Here is a 21203-nt window from a genome sequence, read left to right on the forward strand (position 1 = left end):
GTTGCTGGGCCGCCGTCAGGTAGCAATTAGAGGGAGATCTTTGAGTCAGCTGCAGCCGTTCGGGCCGCATGCCGCGCCGTCGGCGAAGTCCTCGGCCGCTGACTGCGGAGTGCCGGCGAGGACCGTGAGCTTCTGTCCTTCTTCCCAAGCGGTCTCGAGGGCCTGAGAGAAGACCTCCGCGGGTTGTGCTCCGGAGATGCCGTACTTGCGGTCGATGACGAAGAACGGGACTCCATTGGCGCCGAGCGCGCGGGCCTCACTGATGTCGGCCTGAACCTCGTCCGAGAATTCATCGGTTGCGAGGATCCGGCGGACTTCGTCGGGATCGAGGCCGATCTCACTTCCCGCCTCGGCGAGGTAGTCGATGTCACCGATGTCGCGCCCCTTCTCGAAGTGGCCCGAGAGCAGCGTTTCCTTGGCCCCGGACATGAGGTCGTGAGTTTTGGCGAAGTGGAGGAAGCGGTGGGCGGTGAAGCTGTTGGCCACGATGATCGAGTCGAAGTCGTAGTTCAGGCCGACTCCGGCGGCCTGCTGTGTGACATGGTCGAACATCTGTCGTACCTGGGCGGTGGGCATGCCCTTCGTCTGGCTGAGGTATTCGGTCTCGGTGCCGTCGAAGTGATCGGGCAGGCTCGGGTCGAGCTGGAAGCTGCGCCATTGGACGTCGACGTCATCCTTGTGAGCGAAGTCGTCGAGGGCATCCTCGAAGCGACGTTTTCCGATATAGCACCAGGGGCAGGGGATGTCCGACCAGATCTCAATCTTCATATCAGGGCAAACCGCGCCGGCTGTGCAGTTATTCCAGACCTCCTGATCAGAACAGCGCCTGCTGTTTCGGAGCGGCGAAAAGCTGAACCGGTGCCGCCAGCGCACCCGCCTGCTGCGAGGTCCGGTCCGCACCCGGTCGACCGCGCATTCTCGATGTCGCCGGGTAGTCGTCATCGCTGCGTCCGCGCAGACCATAGCGGTCGATGAGCGGGTTGATGCGTTCGCCCAGCCACCGTCGATACTCCTTCGACGCGTAGGAGGAGCCTGCGTACATCCTGCGATAGCGGGGGAGGAGCTCTGGGTGTTCGCGCTCGAGCCATTCGAAGAACCATTCGCGGGCACCGGGGCGCAGGTGCAGGGCCCCGTAGACGACCCGCGCGGCCCCGGCGTCTCTGATTGCCCGAAGAGCCGATTCGAGGTGGTCACGGGAATCGGTGAGCTTCGGCATGATCGGCATCATGAAGACGGTGACATCGAACCCGAGTTCGGCGGCCGCGCGCACGGTGGCCAGCCTGGCCTTCGTCGTCGGCGTGCCGGGTTCGAGGCTCTGCTGCAGAGCGTCGTCGTGAACGGCGATCGACATGCTGATCTCAACAGGAGCGTCTTCGGCAACGCGGGCCAGCAGAGGCAGATCCCGTCGCAGCAGTGTGCCCTTGGTCAGAATCGACATCGGAGTCGACTGCTCGGCCAGAGTTGTGATGATCCCCGGCATGAGGGAGTAGCGGCCTTCGGCGCGCTGATAGGGGTCGGTGTTCGTGCCCAGGGCCACATGGTCTCTCGCCCATGTCGGACGCGCCACCTCGGCGGCGAGGACGTCGGCGATATTGATCTTGACGACGACCTGGCGATCGAAGTCGGTTCCGGAATCGAGATCGAGGTAGCGGTGAGTGTTCCTGGCGAAGCAGTACACGCAGGCGTGTGAGCAGCCGCGGTAGGGGTTGACGGTCCAGGAGAAGGGCATCGAGCTGGACTGGGGAACCTTGTTCAGCGCCGACTTCGCCAGCACCTCGTGGAAGGTGATTCCTGAGAATTCCGGCGTCTGCACCGACCGGACCAGGCCCTTCGTCCCGAAGAGGACAGGTGTGCCGGGGTCGGTGCTGCCGCTCGCTTCGTTCCACCGCATGGCATAATTCGAACACGAGTTCGAATGCGAGTCAAGGGTGGGGCATAGCGTTCAGGCGAGGTCAGGAAACGCGCAGTCCCTTGAACTCACTGCGGTGGAAGACCAGGGCCTCGGGGCCGTCATCGTTTCGGGTGCCGAGGATCTCGAGCAGTGCCACCGTGTGATCGCCCGCCGCGACCTCATCGTAGAGCCTGGTCCAGAGGAACGCCGAGCTGCCGGGGATCGTCAGCGCGCCTCCGGCCGTGACCTCAGGGCTGACGCCGGTGAATCGTCGACTGCGGTCCTTGGCGGCCAACTGCCTGGCCAGGTGCTCCTGGTCGGTGCCCAGCAGGGAGATGCCCAGCTCGGGGGCTCGTCGCAGGGTGGGCCAGGTGGACGATGTGTTCTGGACGGCGACGCTGACCAGGGGCGGGTCGAGGGAGACGCCGACGGTGAGGGTGGAGGCGACAAGGCCCAGTGGTGCCGCATCGATTTCGGCGCCGATGAAAGCGACCCCCTGGGGGAAATGGGAGAAGGTCTCGCGGAGAGCCTCGGGTGTTGCCGGATTCACCGGGGCCGGTGATTGTGCGGTGCGGTCTGCCAAGAGCGTCATTCCTTCACCTCTGTGCTCGTGTGGTCGTCGGTGTCTCAGGTGCCCGCTGCTTTCGTTGAGCAGACGTTGAGCAGACAATGCCGACGGGGCCGTCTGTCGGTGTCGATGAAGTCGATCATCGCAAAGCCACGGCGTCGACGTCGTGGCCGAGGTCATATGAAGACGACTTATGACCACATATGACGCTGAGAGTCGAGACGTGACACATGCAGGCAGGTGTCGGCGGCGTCCGGGCATAGATTGCTCAACGAAACACGCGCTCGACTGGCAGCGAGCCGACCCGAACCCCGCCGCAGAGGAGCACCGCATGACGCAGACGCCGGTCACCGCACCGAGCACCCAGGACCCACCGCAGCGGTTCCTGTCCGGGAAGAAGCGGGTCCTGGCCTCGGCCTTCGCCGGGACGACCATCGAGTGGTACGACTTCTACCTCTACGGCACCGCCGCGGCCCTGATCTTCAACGTCCAGTTCTTCCCCTCCGACAGTGAACTCGGCAGCCGACTCGCCTCCTTCGCCACCCTCGCCGTCGGGTTCTTCGCCCGACCCTTGGGCGGAATCATCGCCGGTCACCTCGGTGATCGTGTCGGACGCAAGGCTCTGCTCGTCGTGTCCCTGCTGTCCATGGGGACGGCGTCGACGCTCATCGGACTGGTCCCGAACTTCGACGCCATCGGCTGGTGGGCCGCAGCCTCCCTCGTCGTCCTGCGCATCGTCCAAGGTCTGTCGGCAGGAGCCGAATGGGGCGGATCGGCCCTGCTGTCGGTCGAACACGCCCCCGTCCGAAAGCGCGGTCTCTTCGGATCCTTCACACAGATCGGATCCGCAGCGGGAATGCTGCTGGCCACCAGCTCCTTCTTCCTCGTCCAGAACCTCATGAGCGCCGAAGCGTTCGAAGCCTTCGGCTGGCGCATCCCCTTCCTCGCCTCCGCGCTGCTCGTGGCACTGGGACTGTGGATTCGCCTCGGCGTCTCCGACGCACCTGAATTCCAGGAGCTCAAGGACTCCGGAAAGGTCGCCAAGGCACCGCTGCGGGAGGTGCTGACCGCTCACCCGCGCGTCCTGCTCGTCACCATCGGGCTGCGCCTGGCACAGAACAGCGTCTTCTACCTCATCACCGTCTACATGCTCAGCTACCTGGCGGAGAATCGCGGCGATTCGACCTCGGGAGTCACGGCGGTGATGATCGCCTCGGCAGTCGGTCTGGTGACCGGACCGGCATGGGGATGGGCCTCGGACCGGATCGGTCGCAAACCCGTGACCATCGTCGGACTCATCGGCATCGCCGTATTCGGCTGGTTCTTCTTCGCCTTCCTCGATGCGGGCCCACTGGGACTGCTGCCCCTGGTCGTCATCCTCGGCATGAACCTCGCCCACGATGCCGTCTACGGTCCCCAGGCGGCCTGGTTCGCCGAACAGTTCCCCATCGAGGTCCGCTACTCGGGTGTGAACATGGGCTACCAGCTGGGCACCGTCATCGGCGGCGGAATCATGCCGATGGTCGCGGCACTGCTCTACGTTGCCGGGGGCCATTCGCCCTGGCTCATCTGCGGCTACCTCACCCTGCTGTGCGTCCTCTCGCTCATCGCCGCCATCGGCGCCAAAGATCCTGCCCGAACGCTCGCGCGCACCGCGGCCTGAAGCCACCAGCCGATTCGTCGGCCCACACTCATCGCACCACCCAGAGGAGACACCCATGACAAAACCGATCCTGCTCAACGCCTTCGACATGATGACCCCGGTCCACCAGTCACCCGGACTGTGGCGCCATCCGGAATCGAGAGTCGACGAATTCACCCAGCTGTCCTTCTGGACGGACCTGGCCACAACCCTCGAAGACGGCGGATTCTCCTCTCTCTTCCTCGCCGACATCCTCGGCGTCTACGACGTGTACGGCGGAAACGCCGATGTCACGAACCGTGGGGGAGTGCAGTTCCCTCTGCTCGACCCTCTCGTCGCCGTTCCCGCCATGGCCGCAGCCACCAAGACGCTGGGATTCGGTGTGACCGCCTCGGTGACCTACGAGAAGCCCTACCTGCTCGCCCGCACCCTGACCACCCTCGATCACTTCACCAACGGTCGGGTGGCCTGGAACATCGTCACCAGCTACGTCGACTCCGCCGCCCGCAACCTCGGACTCAAGGGCCAGATCCCGCACGATGAGCGCTACGACCGCGCCGATGAGTTCATGGAGGTCATGTACAAACTGTTCGAGGGCTCGATCACCCCGGACGCGCTCAAGGCCGATGCCGACGCGAACGTCTTCGTCGACCCGAACGAGGTCCACGACATCGGCCACGAGGGCAAGTTCTTCACCGTCCCCGGCCAGGCGCTCGCCGTCCCCGGACCGCAGGGCACCCCGCTGCTCTTCCAGGCCGGGGCGTCCAAGCGCGGGCAGGAATTCGCGCTCGACCACGCCGAGGCGATCTTCTTCTCCGGACCGACACCGGAGATCGTGCGCAGCTGGGTCGACAAGGTCCGCGATGGACTCGAAGAGCGCGGACGTGCCCGTGACGCAGTGAAGATCTTCGCCCTGGCCACCGTCATCGTCGACGACACGGATGAGGCGGCTGAAGCACGGCTGGCCGACTATCGTCGCTACGTGGACACCGAATCCGCACTGTCCCTGTTCGGCGGATGGACCGGCGTCGATCTCTCGGGCGCTTCGCCCGATGACACCCTCGAATACGTCTCCACCGACGCCAACCAGTCCGCGCTCGCCTCCTTCACCACCATGGCCGGAGACAGGGCCTGGACGATCCGCGACCTTGCGGAGTTCGTCGCCCTCGGAGGACGCGGGCCGGTCATCACCGGTTCGCCTGCCACGGTCGCCGACGAATTCCAGCGGTGGATGGACGAGGCCGATATCGACGGATTCAACATCGCCGCGGCCGTGCGCCCGGCCGATGCCGAACGCTTCACGAAGTACGTCTCACCCGAATTGCGCCGCCGCGGACTCCTGCCCGAACCGACCGCGGGTGCCACGGTGCGCGAACAGCTCACCGGGGCCGGCCCCCGCCTGGCCGACGATCACACGGGTGCCCGGTACCGCCTCGGCGAGGGTGCCCGCGTCTGAGCGAACAGAAGCTGAAGTACCGGGGAACGGCCGTGGGGCATAATGGTCTGCGGCCGTTTTCCGATCCGTGAACCGAACTGAGACCGCGTATGAGTGCATCGACTCCGCTGACCACCACAGACACTGCCGAGGATCGCGGATACCGGCGCAGAGCGCTCGTCGCCGCCGCCGTCGGCTACGGACTCGACGGCTTCGATCTCCTCATCCTCAGCTTCGCTCTCTCGGGTATCATCGCCACTTTCGGGCTCAGCGACGTCGCAGCCGGATCCCTGTCGACGATCACACTGCTCGGCGCCGTGGTCGGCGGAATCGTCTTCGGCGCCCTTGCCGATCGGTACGGTCGGGTGCGGGTGCTCACCTGGACGGTCCTCATCTTCGCGGTATTCACCGGGCTGTCGGCACTGGCACAGGGGTATTGGGACCTCGCTGCCTACCGGTTCATCGCCGGAATCGGAATCGGCGGTGAGTTCGGCATCGGCATGGCTTTGGCCGCCGAGGCGGTTCGTGCCGACCGGCGAGCGCGCGCCACCTCATGGGTGGGAGTGGGATTCCAACTCGGCGTATTCGCCGCAGCCGTCGTCTCGGCTCCCGTCATCGCCCTGTGGGGGTGGCGGGCACTGTTCGTCATCGGGCTCGTCCCCGCTGTCTTCGCCTTCATCATCCGGCGCGGCGTCGAGGAGCCGGAGACCTTCGTCCGGGCCCAGGAACAGCGGGAGAGGGGCGCCGAGGCGGCCGGTGGAGATCACGAAGCGAGCGGAGTGCCGAATTCCTTCGGAGCGAAGATCGCCGGACTGTTCAGGGATCGGGAGACGGCGACGATCACCCTGGCGCTGACGGTCCTCACCAGTGTGCAGAACTTCGGCTACTTCGGCATCATCACCTGGCTGCCGAACTATCTGTCCGAGCAGATCGGCTTGGGTGTCACCAAGGGGTCGCTGTGGACGGCAGTGACGGTGATGGGAATGCTCGCCGGGATCCTCATCTTCGGTCAGGTCGCCGACCGTCTCGGTCGCCGGCCCGCCTTCTGGATCTTCCAGGCCGGAGCCATCGTCACCATCCTCGCCTACAGCCAGTTCACCGATCCGAGCGCACTGCTGGCCGGCGGGTTCTTCATGGGCGCCTTCGCCAATGGAATGATCGGCGGCCATGGGGCGCTGCTGGCCGAGCTCTATCCCACGGCGATCAGGGCGACGGCCCAGAACGTCATCTTCAACCTCGGCCGTGCCATCGGGGGACTGGCCCCGGTCGTCATCGCCCTGCTCGCAGGACATCTGGGCTTCGGCTTCGCGCTGGCGCTGCTGCCGCTCATCTATCTCATCCAGTTGCTCGCGATGTTCCTCATTCCGGACAGGCGCGGACACCGCCTCGACTGAGCGGCGGGCCAACCATGCTCTGCCTGCCGATGGTGCTCATGTCGGCAGGGCACCTGGCGCCACCGCTCCTTCCCGCGGTGCTCGTGACGAACTGTGACAGCAGATGACGGCGCCCGGCCGCCGCGACACCATACTTATCGACTGTGACTTCGACAGATCCCGCCGCGAATGCGGCACAGACACCATCCGCATCCGCTCGTGACCGGCAGGCGGCGATGCCGACTCCGCGCATCGTCTCCTCCGCAGCCGATATCCACTCGATCCTCGCCGAATTCGGCTCCCAGGGGACGAAGACGACGGCCGTGATCATCCTCGCCCTCGGCGGGATCTTCATGGACGCCTACGACTTCTCCTCCCTGGCCTTCGGCATCACTGCCATCCAGGAGCAGTTCGGCCTCTCCGGCTTCATGACCGGACTCGTCAACGCCGCGATCATGGTCGGAGCCGTCATCGGCGCACTCTTCGGCGGATACCTCGTCGATCGCTTCGGGCGCTACAGGCTCTTCATGGCCGATATGGTCTTCTTCGTCGTCGCCGCCATCGGCTGTGCCGTGGCCCCGAACGAATGGGTCCTCATCGCCTTCCGCTTCGTCATGGGCATCGGCGTCGGACTCGATCTGCCGGTGGCGATGGCGTTCCTCGCCGAATTCTCGAAGCTCAAAGGCAGAGGCAATCGCTCGCAGAGGGTCAACGCCTGGTCACCGGCTTGGTATTTCGCCACCGGCATGGGCTACGTCATCGTGCTCATCATCTTCATCACCCTGCCGTATGACCAGCATGCGATCCTGTGGCGCATCGTCGTCGGATTCGGTGCCGTCCCCGCCCTCGTCGTCCTCCTCGTCCGCCGCCGCTACCTTGCCGAATCACCCGAATGGCTGGCCAACCAGGGCGACCTGCGCGGCGCCGTCGAAGTCATGCGCAGCCACCACAACCTCAACGTCGAACTCGCTCCCGCCGACGCCCGCGAGACCCCGAACGCTTCGTCCGCCCCGGTCAAGGGCGGACGGTGGGCCGGCTTCGCCGAACTCTTCTCCCCGCGCTACCGGGTGCGCACGATCGTCGCGCTCTGCGTCTCCGTGTTCTCGACCTTCGGATACAACGCCGTCGCCTACGGCACCCCGCTGATCATCACCACGCTCTTCCACCAGACCCCGCTGATCACGATCATCGCCTCACTGGTCATCAACCTGGGCTTCGGAACGATCGGCGGCCTGTTGGGCATGAGCATCGTCAACCGTTTCGGCACCCGGAAGATCACCCTCATCGGATTCGTCATCCAGGCACTCGCTCTGGGAACGCTGGCCCTGGTGGGCATCCCGAACGGGGCTCTCGTCCTCGTGGCCGTGGCCATGCTCGCGGCCTTCGTCTTCGCTCAGGCCGGCGGGCCGGGAGCGAACCTCATGAACTATGCGACCTTGTCCTATCCGACGCGACTGCGCGGAATCGGCATCGGATTCAATCAGTCGGTCCTGCGCGCGTTCTCGATCGTCTCGCTCATCATGTTCCCGATCCTCGCGGCCTCCCTGGGCACCGGAGTGTTCTGGATCGTCGCCTGCGCACCGCTGGCCGGCGCGATCGCGGTCGGCATCGTCGCCTGGGACCCGACCGCCAAGGATGTCGAACACGAGAGCTGAGAGCCTCGCCGGGTGTTCTCGCCTCACCACTGTGTCCGTTGCAGGCGACCGGCTGAAACGGCCAAGACCAGGTGAAACGGCCAGGCTGAACACGAATGGTATGCCATAGCTCGGCGCGCTCGTCCGGTGGTGCTGGCTTCGCGCCCTCGCCCGTTGCCGTCGTGGTGGATGGCCGCAAACATCGGCTCAAAGCGAATTCGTCCGGCCCGACTCATTGCCATGGCGGTGTGAGCTGGGTTACTCTGAATTCGTCAGATAGCCGGTGCCACAGAGCTGTGTTTGCTTTTTGGTATCCCAGTTGGGCATTGATCGGATCCAAGGAGTGGACTGCATGAGGAAGACCGAGACGGCGGAGGCCCCCGTGCCCACTCGCCTGGGGCCCAGCCCCGATCAGCTGGCGGCCCACCGCATCAGTCCGCGCTTCTACAATGCGGACCTCGCCCCGTCCCGCAAGGAGGGACGCAGCTGGACGGCCTACAGCGTCTTCACCCTGTGGGCCAACGATGTCCACTCTCTGGGCAACTACGGGTTCGCACTGGGACTCTTCGCTCTCGGCCTCGGTGCCTGGCAGATCCTTGTGGCGCTCCTCGTCGGTGCCGCTCTGCTGTTCTTCCTGCTCACCCTCTCCGGTTTCATGGGATACAAGACGGGAGTGCCCTATCCGGTGATGAGCCGGATCTCCTTCGGCATCCACGGGGCCCAGCTGGCCGCCTCGGTGAGGGGCATCGTCGCCATCGCCTGGTTCGGCATCCAGACCTACCTGGCCTCGAGCGTCCTCAACGTCATGCTGCTGACGATGTTCCCGGGCCTGCAGTCCTGGGTCGGTGCCGAGTTCCTCGGACTCTCCGGACTCGGCTGGTTCTCCTTCACCCTGCTGTGGGTCATCCAAGTCATCATCGTCAGCTACGGGATGGAGATGATCCGCCGCTACGAAGCCATCGCCGGACCGATCATCCTCGTCACCTTCCTCGCCCTGGCCGTCTGGATGCTCATCCGCGTCGACTTCTCCATCGCGTGGTCGACCGATGATGCGCTCAGCGGCTGGGAGATGTGGGCGCACATCTTCGGCGGAGGTGCGCTGTGGGTGTCCATCTACGGAACCTTCGTCCTCAACTTCTCCGACTTCACGAGGGCAGCGAAGAAGCGCGGATCGATCGTCGTCGGCAACTTCTGGGGCATCCCGGTGAACATGCTCGTCTTCGGTCTCGTCGTGATCTCTCTGGCCGGCGCGCAGTACAAGATCGACGGCACCGTCATCACCTCACCAGCCGATATCGTCCAGTCCATCGGCAGCCCGGTCCTGCTCGTGCTGGCTTCCCTGTCGCTGCTCCTGCTCACCGTCGCGGTCAATCTCATGGCGAACTTCGTCGCTCCGACCTACGCGCTGACGAACCTGTTTCCGCGCCACCTGAACTTCCGCAGCGCCGCCATCATCTCCGCCGTCATCGGCTTCGTCATCCTGCCGTGGAACCTGTACGACTCCCCGGTGGTCATCGTCTACTTCCTCGGCGGACTCGGCGCCCTGCTCGGACCCCTGTTCGGCGTGATCATGGTCGACTACTGGGTGGTGCGCAAGACGAAGGTCAACGTGCCCCAGCTCTACACCGAGGCCGGCGACGGAGAGTACTTCTACCACCGCGGGGTCAACTGGAGAGCCATCGGAGCCTTCATCCCCGCCTCGGCGATCTCACTCGTCTTCGCTCTCGTGCCCGCCTTCTCCGGGATCTCCGAGTTCTCCTGGTTCTCCGGGGCCGCGATCGCCGCCCTCATCTACTTCGTCATCGCCCGCCGCGACTTCACCTTCCGCGAGGTCGACGGCGAGGAGATCGCCGTCCCCACCCACCACTGATCGGAGCCGACTGATGAGAATCCTCGTCGTCAACGTCAACACGACCGAGTCCATGACCGAGGGCATCGCCCGCGCGGCACGGCAGGCCGCCTCGGCGGGAACCGAGATCATCGGTCTGACTCCCGACTTCGGCGCCGAATCCTGTGAAGGCAATGTCGAAAGCCATCTGGCAGCCCTCGGCGTCATGGATGCGGTTCTGAAATACCCCGGCGAGTTCGATGCCGTGATCCAAGCCGGGTACGGCGAGCACGGCCGCGAAGGCCTGCAAGAGCTGCTGGACGTGCCGGTCATCGACATCACCGAGGCGGGAGCGGCCCTGGCGATGTTCCTCGGGCGCCGCTTCGCTGTCGTCACCACGCTCGACCGGACCGTTCCGCTCATCGAGGACCGACTGCTGTTGGCCGGCTTCGACGCCCACTGCGTGTCCGTGCGGGCATCGGGGATGGCCGTGCTCGAGCTCGAGGAGAACCCGCAGGCCGCGATCGAGGCGATCGCCGATCAGGCCGCCGAGGCGGTCGACCGTGACCGTGCCGAGGTCATCGTGCTCGGCTGCGGTGGAATGGCGGAGCTCGGCGAGACGATCACGCAGCGCTGCTCCGTGCCCGTCGTCGACGGAGTCGCAGCCGCCGTGCGCCTGGCCGAATCTCTCGTCGGACTGGGGTTGAGCACGTCGAAGGTGCGCACGTATGCGCCTGCCCGGGAGAAGAAGCTCAGCGGCTGGCCGTTCGGTCAGTCGGCGCCGGCCGGATCTCCAGCGTCCGAAACCTCAGCGGGATCGGCGGCGGCAGGGTCGGCCTGACCCTCGACGGGACCGGATCGGGCCAACCGCTTCGAATGCTTGTCGTGCTGCTCCTGACTCGTTCCCAGGTGGCGGCCGGCCAGTGATCCGGCCAGCGCCTGATCCCGGCGGGCGATGGCGTCGAAGAGCTCGGCATGCTCGGTGGCGACGACCGCGAGGTCATCATGCTGACTCAGCTGCCAGCGCATCCGTGAATCCAGCAGGGCGCCGATCTCACCGAGGAGTTCATTGCCCGAGAGCTCGGTGACGATGGCGTGGAACTCCGCGGCACAGCGATGGGCACCGGCGACGTCCCCGGCGTCGGCGAGCTCCCGGCCCTTGAGCATCGTGGCCTCCAACCGTGCCAGCCCCTCCCTGGTATGGCGCTGAGCGGCGAGTTCGAAGGAGAGGACATCGAAGACCGTGCGCACCTCGTTGAGGTCGGCGATGTCGCTGGGGGAGAACTCCCTGACCGTCGACCAGGTGTTGGGCCGGTTCGTCACCAGACCTTCCGAGGCAAGCTTCTTCAGCGCCTCGCGGATTGGCACCCTGGAGACGCCGAGCTCGGTGGCGAGGTTGCGTTCGACGAGGCGCGAACCCGGTCGACGATGACCTTCGATGATCTCATTGCGCAGCGCCTCGGTGACCCGAACGGTCTCCGACTGGGGACTCTCAGCAGATTTCATCCGGTCCCTCACCGTGAGCGCTTCAGGGCACGGCCCAGAGTATCGAGCCCGACCGAGCCGAGTCCCAATGCCCGAGTGTGGAAGTCCTTGAGATCGAAGTCGGATCCTGCCGCAGACTTCGCCTCGTCACGGTACTGCTCCCACAGACGCTGGCCGATCTTGTAGCTCGGCGCCTGTCCGGGCCAACCGAGGTAGCGGTCGAGTTCGAAAGCCAGGAACGACCGGTCCATGGCCACATTGTCCGTGAGGAACTGCCAGGCCTTCTCGCGGTTCCAGATTCCTCCGCCGAGGCTCTCAGGTGCCTGAAGACGCAAGTGGAAGCCGATGTCGAGGACCACGCGAGCGGCACGCAGCCGCTGCGAATCGAGCATGCCCAGATAATCGCCGGGGTCGTCGAGGAATCCGAGATCGGCCATGAGCTTCTCCGCGTACAGCGCCCATCCTTCGCCGTGGCCCGACACCCAGCACATGAGGCGGCGCCAGCGGTTGAGGGTGTCGGAGACGTAGGTGGCCTGGCCGATTTGGAGATGGTGGCCGGGGACACCCTCGTGGTAGACGGTGGTCTTCTCCTGCCAGGTGGCGAAGTCCGTGACGCCTTCGGGGACCGACCACCACATGCGGCCGGGGCGGGAGAAGTCATCGGTCGGGCCCGTGTAGTAGATGCCGCCGGTCGCCGAAGGCGCGATCATGCACTCGATCGTGCGCACGGGTTCGGGAATATCGAAATGAGACTTGCCGAGTTCGCGGATGGCCTCATCGGCCACCTCCTGCATCCAGGTCCGCAGCGCCTCGGTGCCGTGCAGGGTCCGCTGCGGATCGTTGTTGAGGGCGTCCATGACCTCGAACAGGTCTGCGCCGGGCATGATCTTCTCTGCCACCTCGCGCTGCTCGGCATCGATGCGCTCGAGTTCCTCGAGTCCCCAGGCGTACGTTTCGTCGAAGTCCACCTCAGCACCGAGGAAGTCCCGGGAGTAGAGCGCATAGGCGTCGCGACCGCACGCTTCATCGTCTCCAGCGGCGGGCAGCACCTGTTCGCCGAGGAAATCGGCCAGTCCCGAGGCGGACTTGCGAGCTGCCTCGGCGTGGGTGTCCAGATCCGAACGCAGAGCGTCGGGAACGTCGGCTCCGGCGACGAGACGATCGAAGTTGCTGCCGGGCTCGGCCAGGGCACGGGCCTGTTCGATGACCTTCTCGACCTGGATGCGGGCGGCGACGCGCCCGTTGTCGCGCGCCATCGCCAGGGACTCCTGGTAGCCGGCAAGCGAGCCGGGCACGGCTGCCAGCGTGGTCGAGATCGTCTCCCAATCGGCCACGGTCTCCGTGGGCATGAGGTCGAAGGCATCGCGGACCTGCTGCAGCGGGGATTCGATGACGTTGAGGCTGGCGTGCTTGATCCCGGCGGCGAAGTAGTCGCGGTCGACCCCGAGGCGATCACGCATCGCATCGATGGTTACGAGGTCGACCTCGTCGAGGTCGGGGCGGTCGGCGACCTCATCGAGGCGGGACAGGGTCGCCACGGTGACGTCGTTGACCGCGGCGAGTCCGGCCGGCGAGAAGTCGTCGAAGCCCTGCGCACCGTCGAGTCCGAGGTAGAGGGCGAGGGAAGGGGAGAGGGCGAGCATGTCATCGACGTAGTCTTCGGCGACCGCATCGACGGCGGACGGGGTTCTCTTCTCAGTCATGGTGACCACCCTATCGCGAGCTGAGTCACATCAGCGGTGGACCGGACCGCGCAATCAGCGCGAACCCGCTAATGTGTCACTGTTCCCCGCAGACAGCAGAAAGTGAGACCGATCTCCCGTGGCACGAGCGAAGCTGTGGACGAAGGACTTCATCGTCGGAATCGGGCTCAACCTCTCGATGTCGATGGTCTTCTACCTGCTCATGACGTCGATGGCAGGGTACGCGGTGGCACGGTTCTCCGCCGGTGAGGCCGCTGCCGGTTTCGCCTCATCCTCGTTCGTCGTCGGTGCCGTCGTCGCTCGCGTGCTCACCGGGAAGTATCTCGACTTCATCGGTCGGCGCAAGCTGCTCATCATCACCATGGCGGTCTCCGTGCTTGCCTCCCTGGCCTATATCTACGCCGGCGACCTCTCTGTGCTCCTGACTCTGCGCATCGTCCACGGAATCGCATTCGGGGCCGGGAACACCGCGATCATGACGGCCATCCAGAGCATCATCCCCGCCTCTCGCCGGGGAGAGGGCACCGGGTACTTCGGCACTGCGACGACCCTGTCGACGGCGCTCGGACCGTATCTGGGAGTCATCCTGCCCCGCGAGTTCGACTTCGTCATGCTCTTCGTCGCCTCGGCGTTCATGTCCGTCCTCGCTCTCATCTGCTGTTTCCTCATCCGCCTGCCGGTGCAGGAGATCAGCGACTTTCAGCGGCGCACGAAATGGCATCTCAAACTCGGCACACTCGTCGATCGGGACGGTCTGCGGATCGGCTCGGTCATGCTTCTGGCCGGCATCGCCTACGCCGCAGCGCTGGTGTTCCTCGCCGGCTATGCGGCCGAACACGGCGTCGCCTCCGCTGCGTCCCTGTTCTTCGTGGCCTTTGCCGTGGCGTCTCTGTTCGCCCGTCTGTTCGTCGGTCGGCTGCAGGACACCTTCGGTGACAATGCGGTGATCTTCCCCGTCTTCATCGCCGATATCGCCGGCAATGTCCTGCTGGCACTGTCGCCGACGATGACGGGGATCGTCCTGGCCGGAGTGCTCATCGGCCTCGGCTTCGGTTCTCTCATGCCGTGCATGCAGGCCATCACCGTCAAATCCGTGCCGATGAGCCGTGTGCCCGTCGCCACCGCCTCGTTCTTCCTCCTCCTCGACGCAGGGTCCGGCATCGGCCCCGTCATCCTCGGCTTCCTCTACCCGTTCACCGGCGGAAACGGGATGTTCCTCGTCTGCGCCGGACTCGTCGTCCTCGCCATCGGCGTGTACTTCTGGGTGCACGGGCGTCGCCGCGGCGGTCGTCCCGGCCGCGAGTACCTCGGCTGAGGCTCCCGCACTCCCCGAACTACCTGACGGCGGCTCAGCAACCTCGCACGAGGTTGCTGAGCCGCCGTCAGGTAGCAATAGGGGGAGTTTTGGGGGTGGTGGGATCGCGATAGGCTTGAGTCCCCAAAGTCTGCCGCCCCCGGAGGATGAGGATGAAGTTCGCGCTCGCTCAGATCAACACCACCACCGAGGTGGCCGACAACCTCGAGAAGGTCCGTTCCTATGCCCGTCGGGCCGCCGCGACGGGTGCCCGGTTCGTCGTCTTCCCCGAAGCGACGATGTCGGCATTCGGATCCGGCCTGCGCACCATCGCCGAGGAGCACTCCGAGTCGTGGAGAAGGGCGCTGAGTGACCTCGCCGCCGAGACCGGGATCACCGTCGTCGTCGGTGAATTCGCGGCCACGGACGACAAGGTCATCAATCTGCTCGCCGTCTATTCCCCTGACGGCCGGCGCAGCGAATATGCGAAGATCCATCTCTACGACGCCTTCGGCTTCAAGGAATCCGACACCGTCGAAGCGGGGGAGGAGCCGGTGCTCTTCACCGTCGACGGCGAGGACATCGGCCTGGCCCTGTGCTACGACATTCGGTTCCCGAAGCTCTTCGCCGAACTCAGCCGTCGCGGTGCACGCCTGACCGTCGTCGCCGCCTCCTGGGGTGCAGGACCGCGCAAGGCCGAACAGTGGGAGATCCTCGCCCGGGCTCGGGCCCTGGACTCGAACATGTTCATCGCCGCCCTCGGCCAAGCCGATCCCGAAGTCACCGGGGTCCCCGTGCCGAAGAAGGGACCGACCGGGGTCGGCCACAGTCTGGTCTCCGACCCCCTGGGTGAGGTGCTCAACTCACTCGACGGCGCCGAACGGCTCGAGATCGTCGAGATCGACCTCAACGCCGCCGACACCGCGGCGGAGACGGTCCCGGTGCTCACGAACGCGAAACTCGGGTACTGAGCTCGAGACGGTCGCTCAGCGCATTTCCGGTGAAAATGCGCTGACTGCAATACTGTTCTCATGAGTTCTGGTTCAGAGGTCCAAGCGTCACCGCCGGTCGAGGGACTGCGCGAACGCAAGAAGCGCGAGCGCGGGCAGGCGCTGCGCCGTGCCGCCATCGACCTGGCCCTGGAGAAGGGCTATCACAATGTCACCGTCGAAGACATCTGTGAGCGCTGCGGAGTCTCCCGACGGACCTTCTTCAACTACTACTCATCGAAGGACGAGGCGCTGCTCGGTCGCGCGGACACCGTCTTCGACGAAGAGGACCAACCGGCCATCGAGGAGTTCGAAGCCGGGGGACCCCATGGACGCCTCGTCGCCGACCTCGAACACCTGCTCGCATTCATCGTCGCCACTCGGATGGAGAAACGCGACGATATGCACCAGTACCATCTCATGCTCAAAAAGGACCCGTCGCTGATACCGCTGCAGATGTCGCGGATGGGCAACAACGAACGGCTCTTTCGGCAGATCATCCAACGCCGCCTCGACGGAACCCCCTCGGCGCCGGTGGACGTCATGGGGGCTCACTCCGGTGACTATGCCGACGACGATATCGAAGTCTCCCCGCGAGCCGAAGCCGTCGCCGCCTTGGCGATGATGGCGCTCAAGGCGACATTCACCCGGATGCGGCGGGTCGACGGAGATCCGGGACCCGTGATCGACAGGCTCTTCGACGAACTGCGTGCGCTCTTCCGCGAAGAAGCCGACTAGAGAAGCGGCCGACTGGAACTGAGGACCGTCGCTCGCCGCTGCCGCTTGAGGCGACAGTCGGCACGGGAGTCCGACCCCAGTACGGGAGTCCGACGAAGTCCGGGGCCGGCGGCGCCTCAGCGACCCAGGTGCTGGTCCCAGGTCTGGGGGAGACGCTTGCGCACATTTCGACGTGGAGCCCGGAAGCCGGCCCGATCACCCTTGCGGGTTTCGGACTCGGCTTGCGCACTGGCCTGCTGGGCCGCATAGGCGATCGCCACCTGACGGATCGCCACGACCGCGGCCACAGCCGCCGCACTGGCCATCTCGTCGCTGATCGGTTCGCCGTCATCGGCGCGCACCTGTGAGCGTCCCGACACAGAGGACGCTCGCAGCGCCCCATCTGAGGCTGGGGCCAGACCCTCCGCGGTGACGGAATCCTCACCGGGCGCGGTCACCTCGGCGTCGACTTCGCCCGGCAGATTCGCCTCGGCGTCGGTCTGCAGATCATCGCTCATAGGGGGATGTTACCGTGCTTGCGCGCGGGCGCGTCGACGTGCTTGTTCTTCAGCGCCCGCAGGGAACGGACGATTCGGCTGCGGGTCTCGCTCGGTCTGATGACGGCGTCGATATAGCCTTCCTCGGCAGCCAGATACGGGTTGAGAAGCGCATCCTCGTAGTCCTGGATGAGCTCGGTACGTGCCGCCTCGACATCCTCACCGGCTTCTTCGACGGCCTTGAGCTTGCGTCGGTAGACGATGTTCGCCGCGCCCTGAGCACCCATGACCGCGATCTGCGCGCTCGGCCAGGCGAGGTTGATATCGGCACCGAGCTGCTTCGACCCCATCACGCAGTACGCACCGCCGTAGGCCTTGCGGGTGATGAGGGTGACGAGCGGAACGGTGGCCTCGCCGTAGGCGTAGATGAGCTTCGCACCGCGGCGGATGATGCCGCCGTACTCCTGATCGGTGCCGGGCAGGAACCCGGGCACATCGACGAAGGTGAGGATCGGCAGATTGAAGGCATCGCAGAGGCGCACGAAGCGTGCGGCCTTCTCCGAGGCATCGATGTCGAGGGTGCCGGCCAGCTGCATGGGCTGGTTGGCGATGACGCCGACGCTCACGCCCTCGACGCGGCCGAAGCCGGTGACGACGTTCGGAGCGAAGAGCTCCGAGACCTGCAGGAATTCGCCGTCGTCGAGGATCGTGGTGACGACGTCGAGGATGTCGTAGGGCTGCGAGGGCGAATCCGGCATGAGCGTATCCAGCGCCTCGTCCTCGGGAGTCAGTGACAGGTCGGAGACGAACTCGTCGGAATCGGCCGGATCGAGGTTGTTCTGCGGCAGGAACGAGAGCAGATCGCGGACATAGTTGAGCGCGTCATCCTCATCGGAGGCCAGGTAGTGGGCGTTTCCGGACACGGTGTTGTTCGTCCGTCCGCCGCCGAGCTCCTCATGGCCGACCGATTCGCCGGTCACGGTCTTGATGACGTCGGGACCGGTGATGTACATGTGGCTGATCTGGTCGACCATGATCGTGACATCGGTCAGTGCGGGGGAGTACACGGCGCCGCCGGCGGAGGGGCCCATGATCAGCGAGATCTGCGGGATCACGCCCGAGGAGGCGACGTTGAGGCGGAAGATCTCGGCGAAGAGCGCAATCGATCCGACGCCTTCCTGGATCCGGGCGCCGCCGGAGTCGTTGATGCCGATGATCGGGCAGCCGAGCTTGAGCGCGAGCTTCTGGACCTTGACGATCTTGCGTCCGTTCGCCTCGGCCAGCGACCCGCCGAGGACGGTGAAGTCGTGGGCGAAGACCGCGACGGTCTTGCCTTCGATCGTGCCCAGACCGCAGACGACTCCATCTCCGTCGGGGCGGTTGTCCTGCATCCCGAACTGGTGATTGTGGTGGCGGGCGAATTCGTCGATCTCCTGGAAGGAGTCGGCATCGAGGAGTGCCGCGATGCGTTCACGGGCGGTCTGCTTGCCGCGCTTGTGCTGATTGTCCACCGAGCGCTGATTGCCCGTGTGGGCCGCTTCCCTGCGCTGGGTGAAAGCGTCGATGCGCTCGGCTGTGGTCCGTGGAGTATCCGTCATGTCTCCACAATAACGATGACGTGAGACTTCGTTGTGCACTCTCACCAAAAGAATCTAGAGTGGACTGGTGAACAGCCAACACAACTCTCTTCTCGTCGACGTCGACTCAGTGCGCCGCATCGCTGCGGATCGTGGACTCTCGCTCCCGCCGCTGATCTGGGACGATACCTGCGCATCGACGAATGACGAACTTGCGCGAGTGGTCCGGGAGGGCGCCGGCACCGATTCGCCGGTGGCCGAGTTCACCATCCGCGGCACAGATTTTCAGAACGCCGGACACGGCCGTCTGGGCCGGGCCTGGACGGTGCCCGCCCGCCGGTCCCTGACGTGGTCGATACTGCTCACACCTCCGGCCGGTTTCTCCCAATGGGGATGGATCCCGCTCATCGCCGGTGAGGCCGTGCACTCCTCCGTCACCGAGGTGGGGGTGCCCGCCGCGATCAAATGGCCCAATGACGTGCTCACCGCCGACGGCAGGAAGCTGTGCGGCATCCTCGCTCGTGTCGAACCTTCGGCCGGCGGTGCCCAGATCGTCTTGGGCATGGGCCTGAACACCCGTTCGGAGCCTGCGGATCTGCCACGGGAGGACGCGAGCTCTCTGGCGATCGAAACCGGAGTCGACGGTTCAGAAATTGATCATGAAGCGTTGCTAGTCTCAATTCTGAGCACATTGATCCCCTGCTACAGAGAGCTGATCGACTATGGAGATGAGGATTTCCGCGACAGCCGCACAGCGCGGAGAGTGCGTGATCATATGGTGACGCTCGGTTCGAAGGTCCGCGTGGAGAAGCCCGACGGCTCCGACATCATCGGCATCGCCACGGGGCTCGACTCCGGTGCCGACCTCATCATCGACGATCGTGTGTGCTTAAGCGCCGGAGACGTCCATCATCTGCGTCCTGCAGCGTCCCCGACAGCTCCGGGAAGGAGCGATCGCTGATGGCGGTGTCGGACTTCACCGCCGGTTTCGACATCGTCGAACCCGACCAGCTGGGCAGTCCTGAGATCGCCGACGGTGAAGGCGCCTCCACGGACGGTCAGCCGTCTGACGATGCGGCACAGCCGGAGCGCGAAACATCTGGTCGCGACGTGCGCTCGGCTGCTGAGCCCGAGACGGCGGACCCCGAGGCGGACGACCGACCCGCGGATGCCCTCACCGGCGAGGACGACGAGTCGAGCGCGGACGCCCTGTTCGACGACGTCGGCGACGACGAACCTGTCGGCGGTCTGACAGGCTCCGCTCCGCAGGCGGGGGAGGTCGGGGCAGAGCTCGCCGACGAGGTGGCGGCCGATCCGGACCCGGCATCCGCCGACACGGCTTCCACCGACACGGCTTCCACCGACACGGCTTCCACCGACACGGCACCGGGCGTCGACGTCGATGAGGATTTCTTCAGCGGACTGCGTGAGGATCCGCGCACCACAGCGCTGCCGATCATCGACGACGCCGACGATGCGGTCGATGATGACGGTCCCGACTTCGACGACACGATCTATGAGACCAGGACCGCGGCCGAACGGCTCGAAGAGATCCTGCTCGACGGCAAGCGCGTCCTCGACCGACGGGAGGCCGCGAAACTCGGCGGGATCTCCACGGTCTCGGCCAGGAAGATGTGGCGGGCACTCGGCATGTCCCAGGCGAAGCCGACGGACAAGGCCTACACCGTCAGCGATGCGCATGCCCTGCGGATCTGGGCCAAACCCGTCGCCGACGGTCTCATCGACCAGACCACCGCACTGTCCCTGGCCCGGGCCATCGGACAGACGACGGACCGCCTCGTCGTCTGGCAGATGGAGACCCTCGTCGAGTTCCTCACCGAGGAGAAGGGGCTGACCGACCCGGAAGCGAGACGTGACGCCCTGGCCGTCGTCGAAGAGATGATCGACCCGCTGCAGAAGATGCTCACCTACTCCTGGCGACGCAATCTCGCCGACGTCATGGGCCGTCTCAATGTCAATGTCTCCGACGGACTGGCCATGGACAACAGACAGGGCTGGTATGACTCGTCGATGCCGTTGGCCCGCGCCGTCGGATTCATCGACCTCGTCTCCTTCACCCGTCTGTCGCAGAAGATGGAGCCGCGCCAGTTGGCGGACATGGTCCAGGAGTTCCAGGGCATGGCCTACAACATCGTCGCCACCGGCGGCGGACGGGTCATCAAGACCGTCGGCGATGAAGTGTTCTTCGCCGCGTCGACCCCTCTGGCCGGAGCCGAGATCGCCATGACGCTGATGGAACGCGTCACCGCCGCCGAGGATCTGCCGCAGGCTCGCGTCGGCTTCGTCTGGGGCAGGGTGCTCTCCCGCCTCGGCGATATCTTCGGCTCCAGCGTCAACCTCGCCGCACGTCTGACGGCGGTGGCCGATCCCGGCACGATCTTCACCGACGAGGAGACCGCACGAGTGCTCTCGGCTTCGGATGACTACGTCTTCGAACCCCGCGATTCGATATCGCTGCACGGACTCGGTGAGACCTCCATCGGTGAGATGAAGCGCGGCACCGCGGCTCAGATGCGCCTCGACCTCGACGACGAACCCGAGAGCTGAGA

The 21203-nt window shown here is 65.4% G+C and carries 18 protein-coding genes; 11 read left to right on the forward strand and 7 right to left on the reverse strand.

Going from position 1 to position 21203, the window contains the following annotated elements:
- Positions 1-45: 45 nt before the first annotated feature.
- The 3 genes from QYM46_RS07010 to QYM46_RS07020 form a co-directional block, all read right to left on the reverse strand.
- Positions 46-768 (reverse strand): DsbA family oxidoreductase, encoded by a 723-nt coding sequence (locus QYM46_RS07010; RefSeq protein ID WP_432791353.1) that lies wholly within the window; start codon positions 766-768, stop codon positions 46-48.
- 46 nt (positions 769-814) lie between these two features.
- Complete coding sequence (locus tag QYM46_RS07015) at positions 815-1891, reverse strand: Rv2578c family radical SAM protein (RefSeq protein ID WP_432791354.1); 1077 nt, start codon at positions 1889-1891, stop codon at positions 815-817.
- Positions 1892-1952: 61 nt separating this feature from the next.
- Positions 1953-2483, reverse strand: a complete 531-nt coding sequence (locus QYM46_RS07020) for a flavin reductase family protein (protein WP_169251888.1) — start codon at positions 2481-2483, stop codon at positions 1953-1955.
- Positions 2484-2790: 307 nt separating this feature from the next.
- Between QYM46_RS07020 and QYM46_RS07025 the strand changes: the two genes are divergently transcribed.
- The 6 genes from QYM46_RS07025 (at position 2791) to QYM46_RS07050 (ending at position 11212) form a co-directional block, all read left to right on the forward strand.
- On the forward strand, positions 2791-4122 hold the full coding sequence (locus QYM46_RS07025; protein ID WP_169251889.1) for an MFS transporter: 1332 nt from the start codon (positions 2791-2793) through the stop codon (positions 4120-4122).
- A 55-nt stretch (positions 4123-4177) separates the two neighbouring features.
- Positions 4178-5557, forward strand: coding sequence for an LLM class flavin-dependent oxidoreductase (locus QYM46_RS07030; RefSeq protein ID WP_432791355.1), 1380 nt, complete (start codon positions 4178-4180; stop codon positions 5555-5557).
- Between the two features lie 89 nt (positions 5558-5646).
- Positions 5647-6930, forward strand: coding sequence for an MFS transporter (locus QYM46_RS07035; protein ID WP_432791356.1), 1284 nt, complete (start codon positions 5647-5649; stop codon positions 6928-6930).
- Positions 6931-7073: 143 nt separating this feature from the next.
- On the forward strand, positions 7074-8564 hold the full coding sequence (locus QYM46_RS07040; RefSeq protein ID WP_432791357.1) for an MFS transporter: 1491 nt from the start codon (positions 7074-7076) through the stop codon (positions 8562-8564).
- 331 nt (positions 8565-8895) lie between these two features.
- Positions 8896-10413 carry an NCS1 family nucleobase:cation symporter-1 gene (locus QYM46_RS07045; protein ID WP_432791358.1) on the forward strand — a complete coding sequence of 506 codons (1518 nt, stop codon included), beginning with the start codon at positions 8896-8898 and terminating at the stop codon, positions 10411-10413.
- A 13-nt stretch (positions 10414-10426) separates the two neighbouring features.
- Positions 10427-11212 carry an aspartate/glutamate racemase family protein gene (locus QYM46_RS07050; protein ID WP_432791359.1) on the forward strand — a complete coding sequence of 262 codons (786 nt, stop codon included), beginning with the start codon at positions 10427-10429 and terminating at the stop codon, positions 11210-11212.
- On the opposite strand, the gene QYM46_RS07055 is transcribed toward QYM46_RS07050, so the two are convergent.
- On the reverse strand, positions 11143-11877 hold the full coding sequence (locus QYM46_RS07055; protein WP_432791360.1) for a GntR family transcriptional regulator: 735 nt from the start codon (positions 11875-11877) through the stop codon (positions 11143-11145). The genes QYM46_RS07050 and QYM46_RS07055 overlap by 70 nt on opposite strands.
- An 8-nt stretch (positions 11878-11885) precedes the next feature.
- A complete protein-coding gene (locus QYM46_RS07060) occupies positions 11886-13559 on the reverse strand; it encodes a DUF885 domain-containing protein (protein WP_432791361.1) in 1674 nt (557 codons plus the stop codon).
- 118 nt (positions 13560-13677) lie between these two features.
- Here QYM46_RS07060 and QYM46_RS07065 point away from each other — a divergent pair, with 118 nt between their 5' ends.
- The 3 genes from QYM46_RS07065 (at position 13678) to QYM46_RS07075 (ending at position 16580) form a co-directional block, all read left to right on the forward strand.
- Positions 13678-14874 (forward strand): MFS transporter, encoded by a 1197-nt coding sequence (locus QYM46_RS07065; RefSeq protein ID WP_432791362.1) that lies wholly within the window; start codon positions 13678-13680, stop codon positions 14872-14874.
- A 152-nt stretch (positions 14875-15026) separates the two neighbouring features.
- On the forward strand, positions 15027-15824 hold the full coding sequence (locus QYM46_RS07070; protein ID WP_432791363.1) for a nitrilase-related carbon-nitrogen hydrolase: 798 nt from the start codon (positions 15027-15029) through the stop codon (positions 15822-15824).
- A 60-nt stretch (positions 15825-15884) separates the two neighbouring features.
- Positions 15885-16580 carry a TetR/AcrR family transcriptional regulator gene (locus QYM46_RS07075; RefSeq protein ID WP_432791364.1) on the forward strand — a complete coding sequence of 232 codons (696 nt, stop codon included), beginning with the start codon at positions 15885-15887 and terminating at the stop codon, positions 16578-16580.
- A gap of 116 nt (positions 16581-16696) precedes the next feature.
- On the opposite strand, the gene QYM46_RS07080 is transcribed toward QYM46_RS07075, so the two are convergent.
- On the reverse strand, positions 16697-17077 hold the full coding sequence (locus QYM46_RS07080; protein ID WP_432791366.1) for a hypothetical protein: 381 nt from the start codon (positions 17075-17077) through the stop codon (positions 16697-16699).
- Positions 17074-18654 (reverse strand): acyl-CoA carboxylase subunit beta, encoded by a 1581-nt coding sequence (locus tag QYM46_RS07085; protein WP_169251899.1) that lies wholly within the window; start codon positions 18652-18654, stop codon positions 17074-17076. Before QYM46_RS07085 ends, QYM46_RS07080 begins: the two co-directional genes overlap by 4 nt.
- 67 nt (positions 18655-18721) lie before the next feature.
- Between QYM46_RS07085 and QYM46_RS07090 the strand changes: the two genes are divergently transcribed.
- Both QYM46_RS07090 and QYM46_RS07095 read left to right on the forward strand, forming a co-directional pair.
- The gene (locus QYM46_RS07090; RefSeq protein ID WP_432791367.1) at positions 18722-19594 is read left to right on the forward strand and encodes a biotin--[acetyl-CoA-carboxylase] ligase; all 873 of its coding nucleotides are present in this window, start codon (positions 18722-18724) and stop codon (positions 19592-19594) included.
- Positions 19594-21201, forward strand: coding sequence for an adenylate/guanylate cyclase domain-containing protein (locus QYM46_RS07095; protein WP_432791368.1), 1608 nt, complete (start codon positions 19594-19596; stop codon positions 21199-21201). Before QYM46_RS07090 ends, QYM46_RS07095 begins: the two co-directional genes overlap by 1 nt.
- Positions 21202-21203 lie beyond the last annotated feature (2 nt).

Origin of the sequence: Brevibacterium sp. K11IcPPYGO002, from assembly GCF_050920635.1 — a bacterium.
Lineage (GTDB): Bacteria > Actinomycetota > Actinomycetes > Actinomycetales > Brevibacteriaceae > Brevibacterium.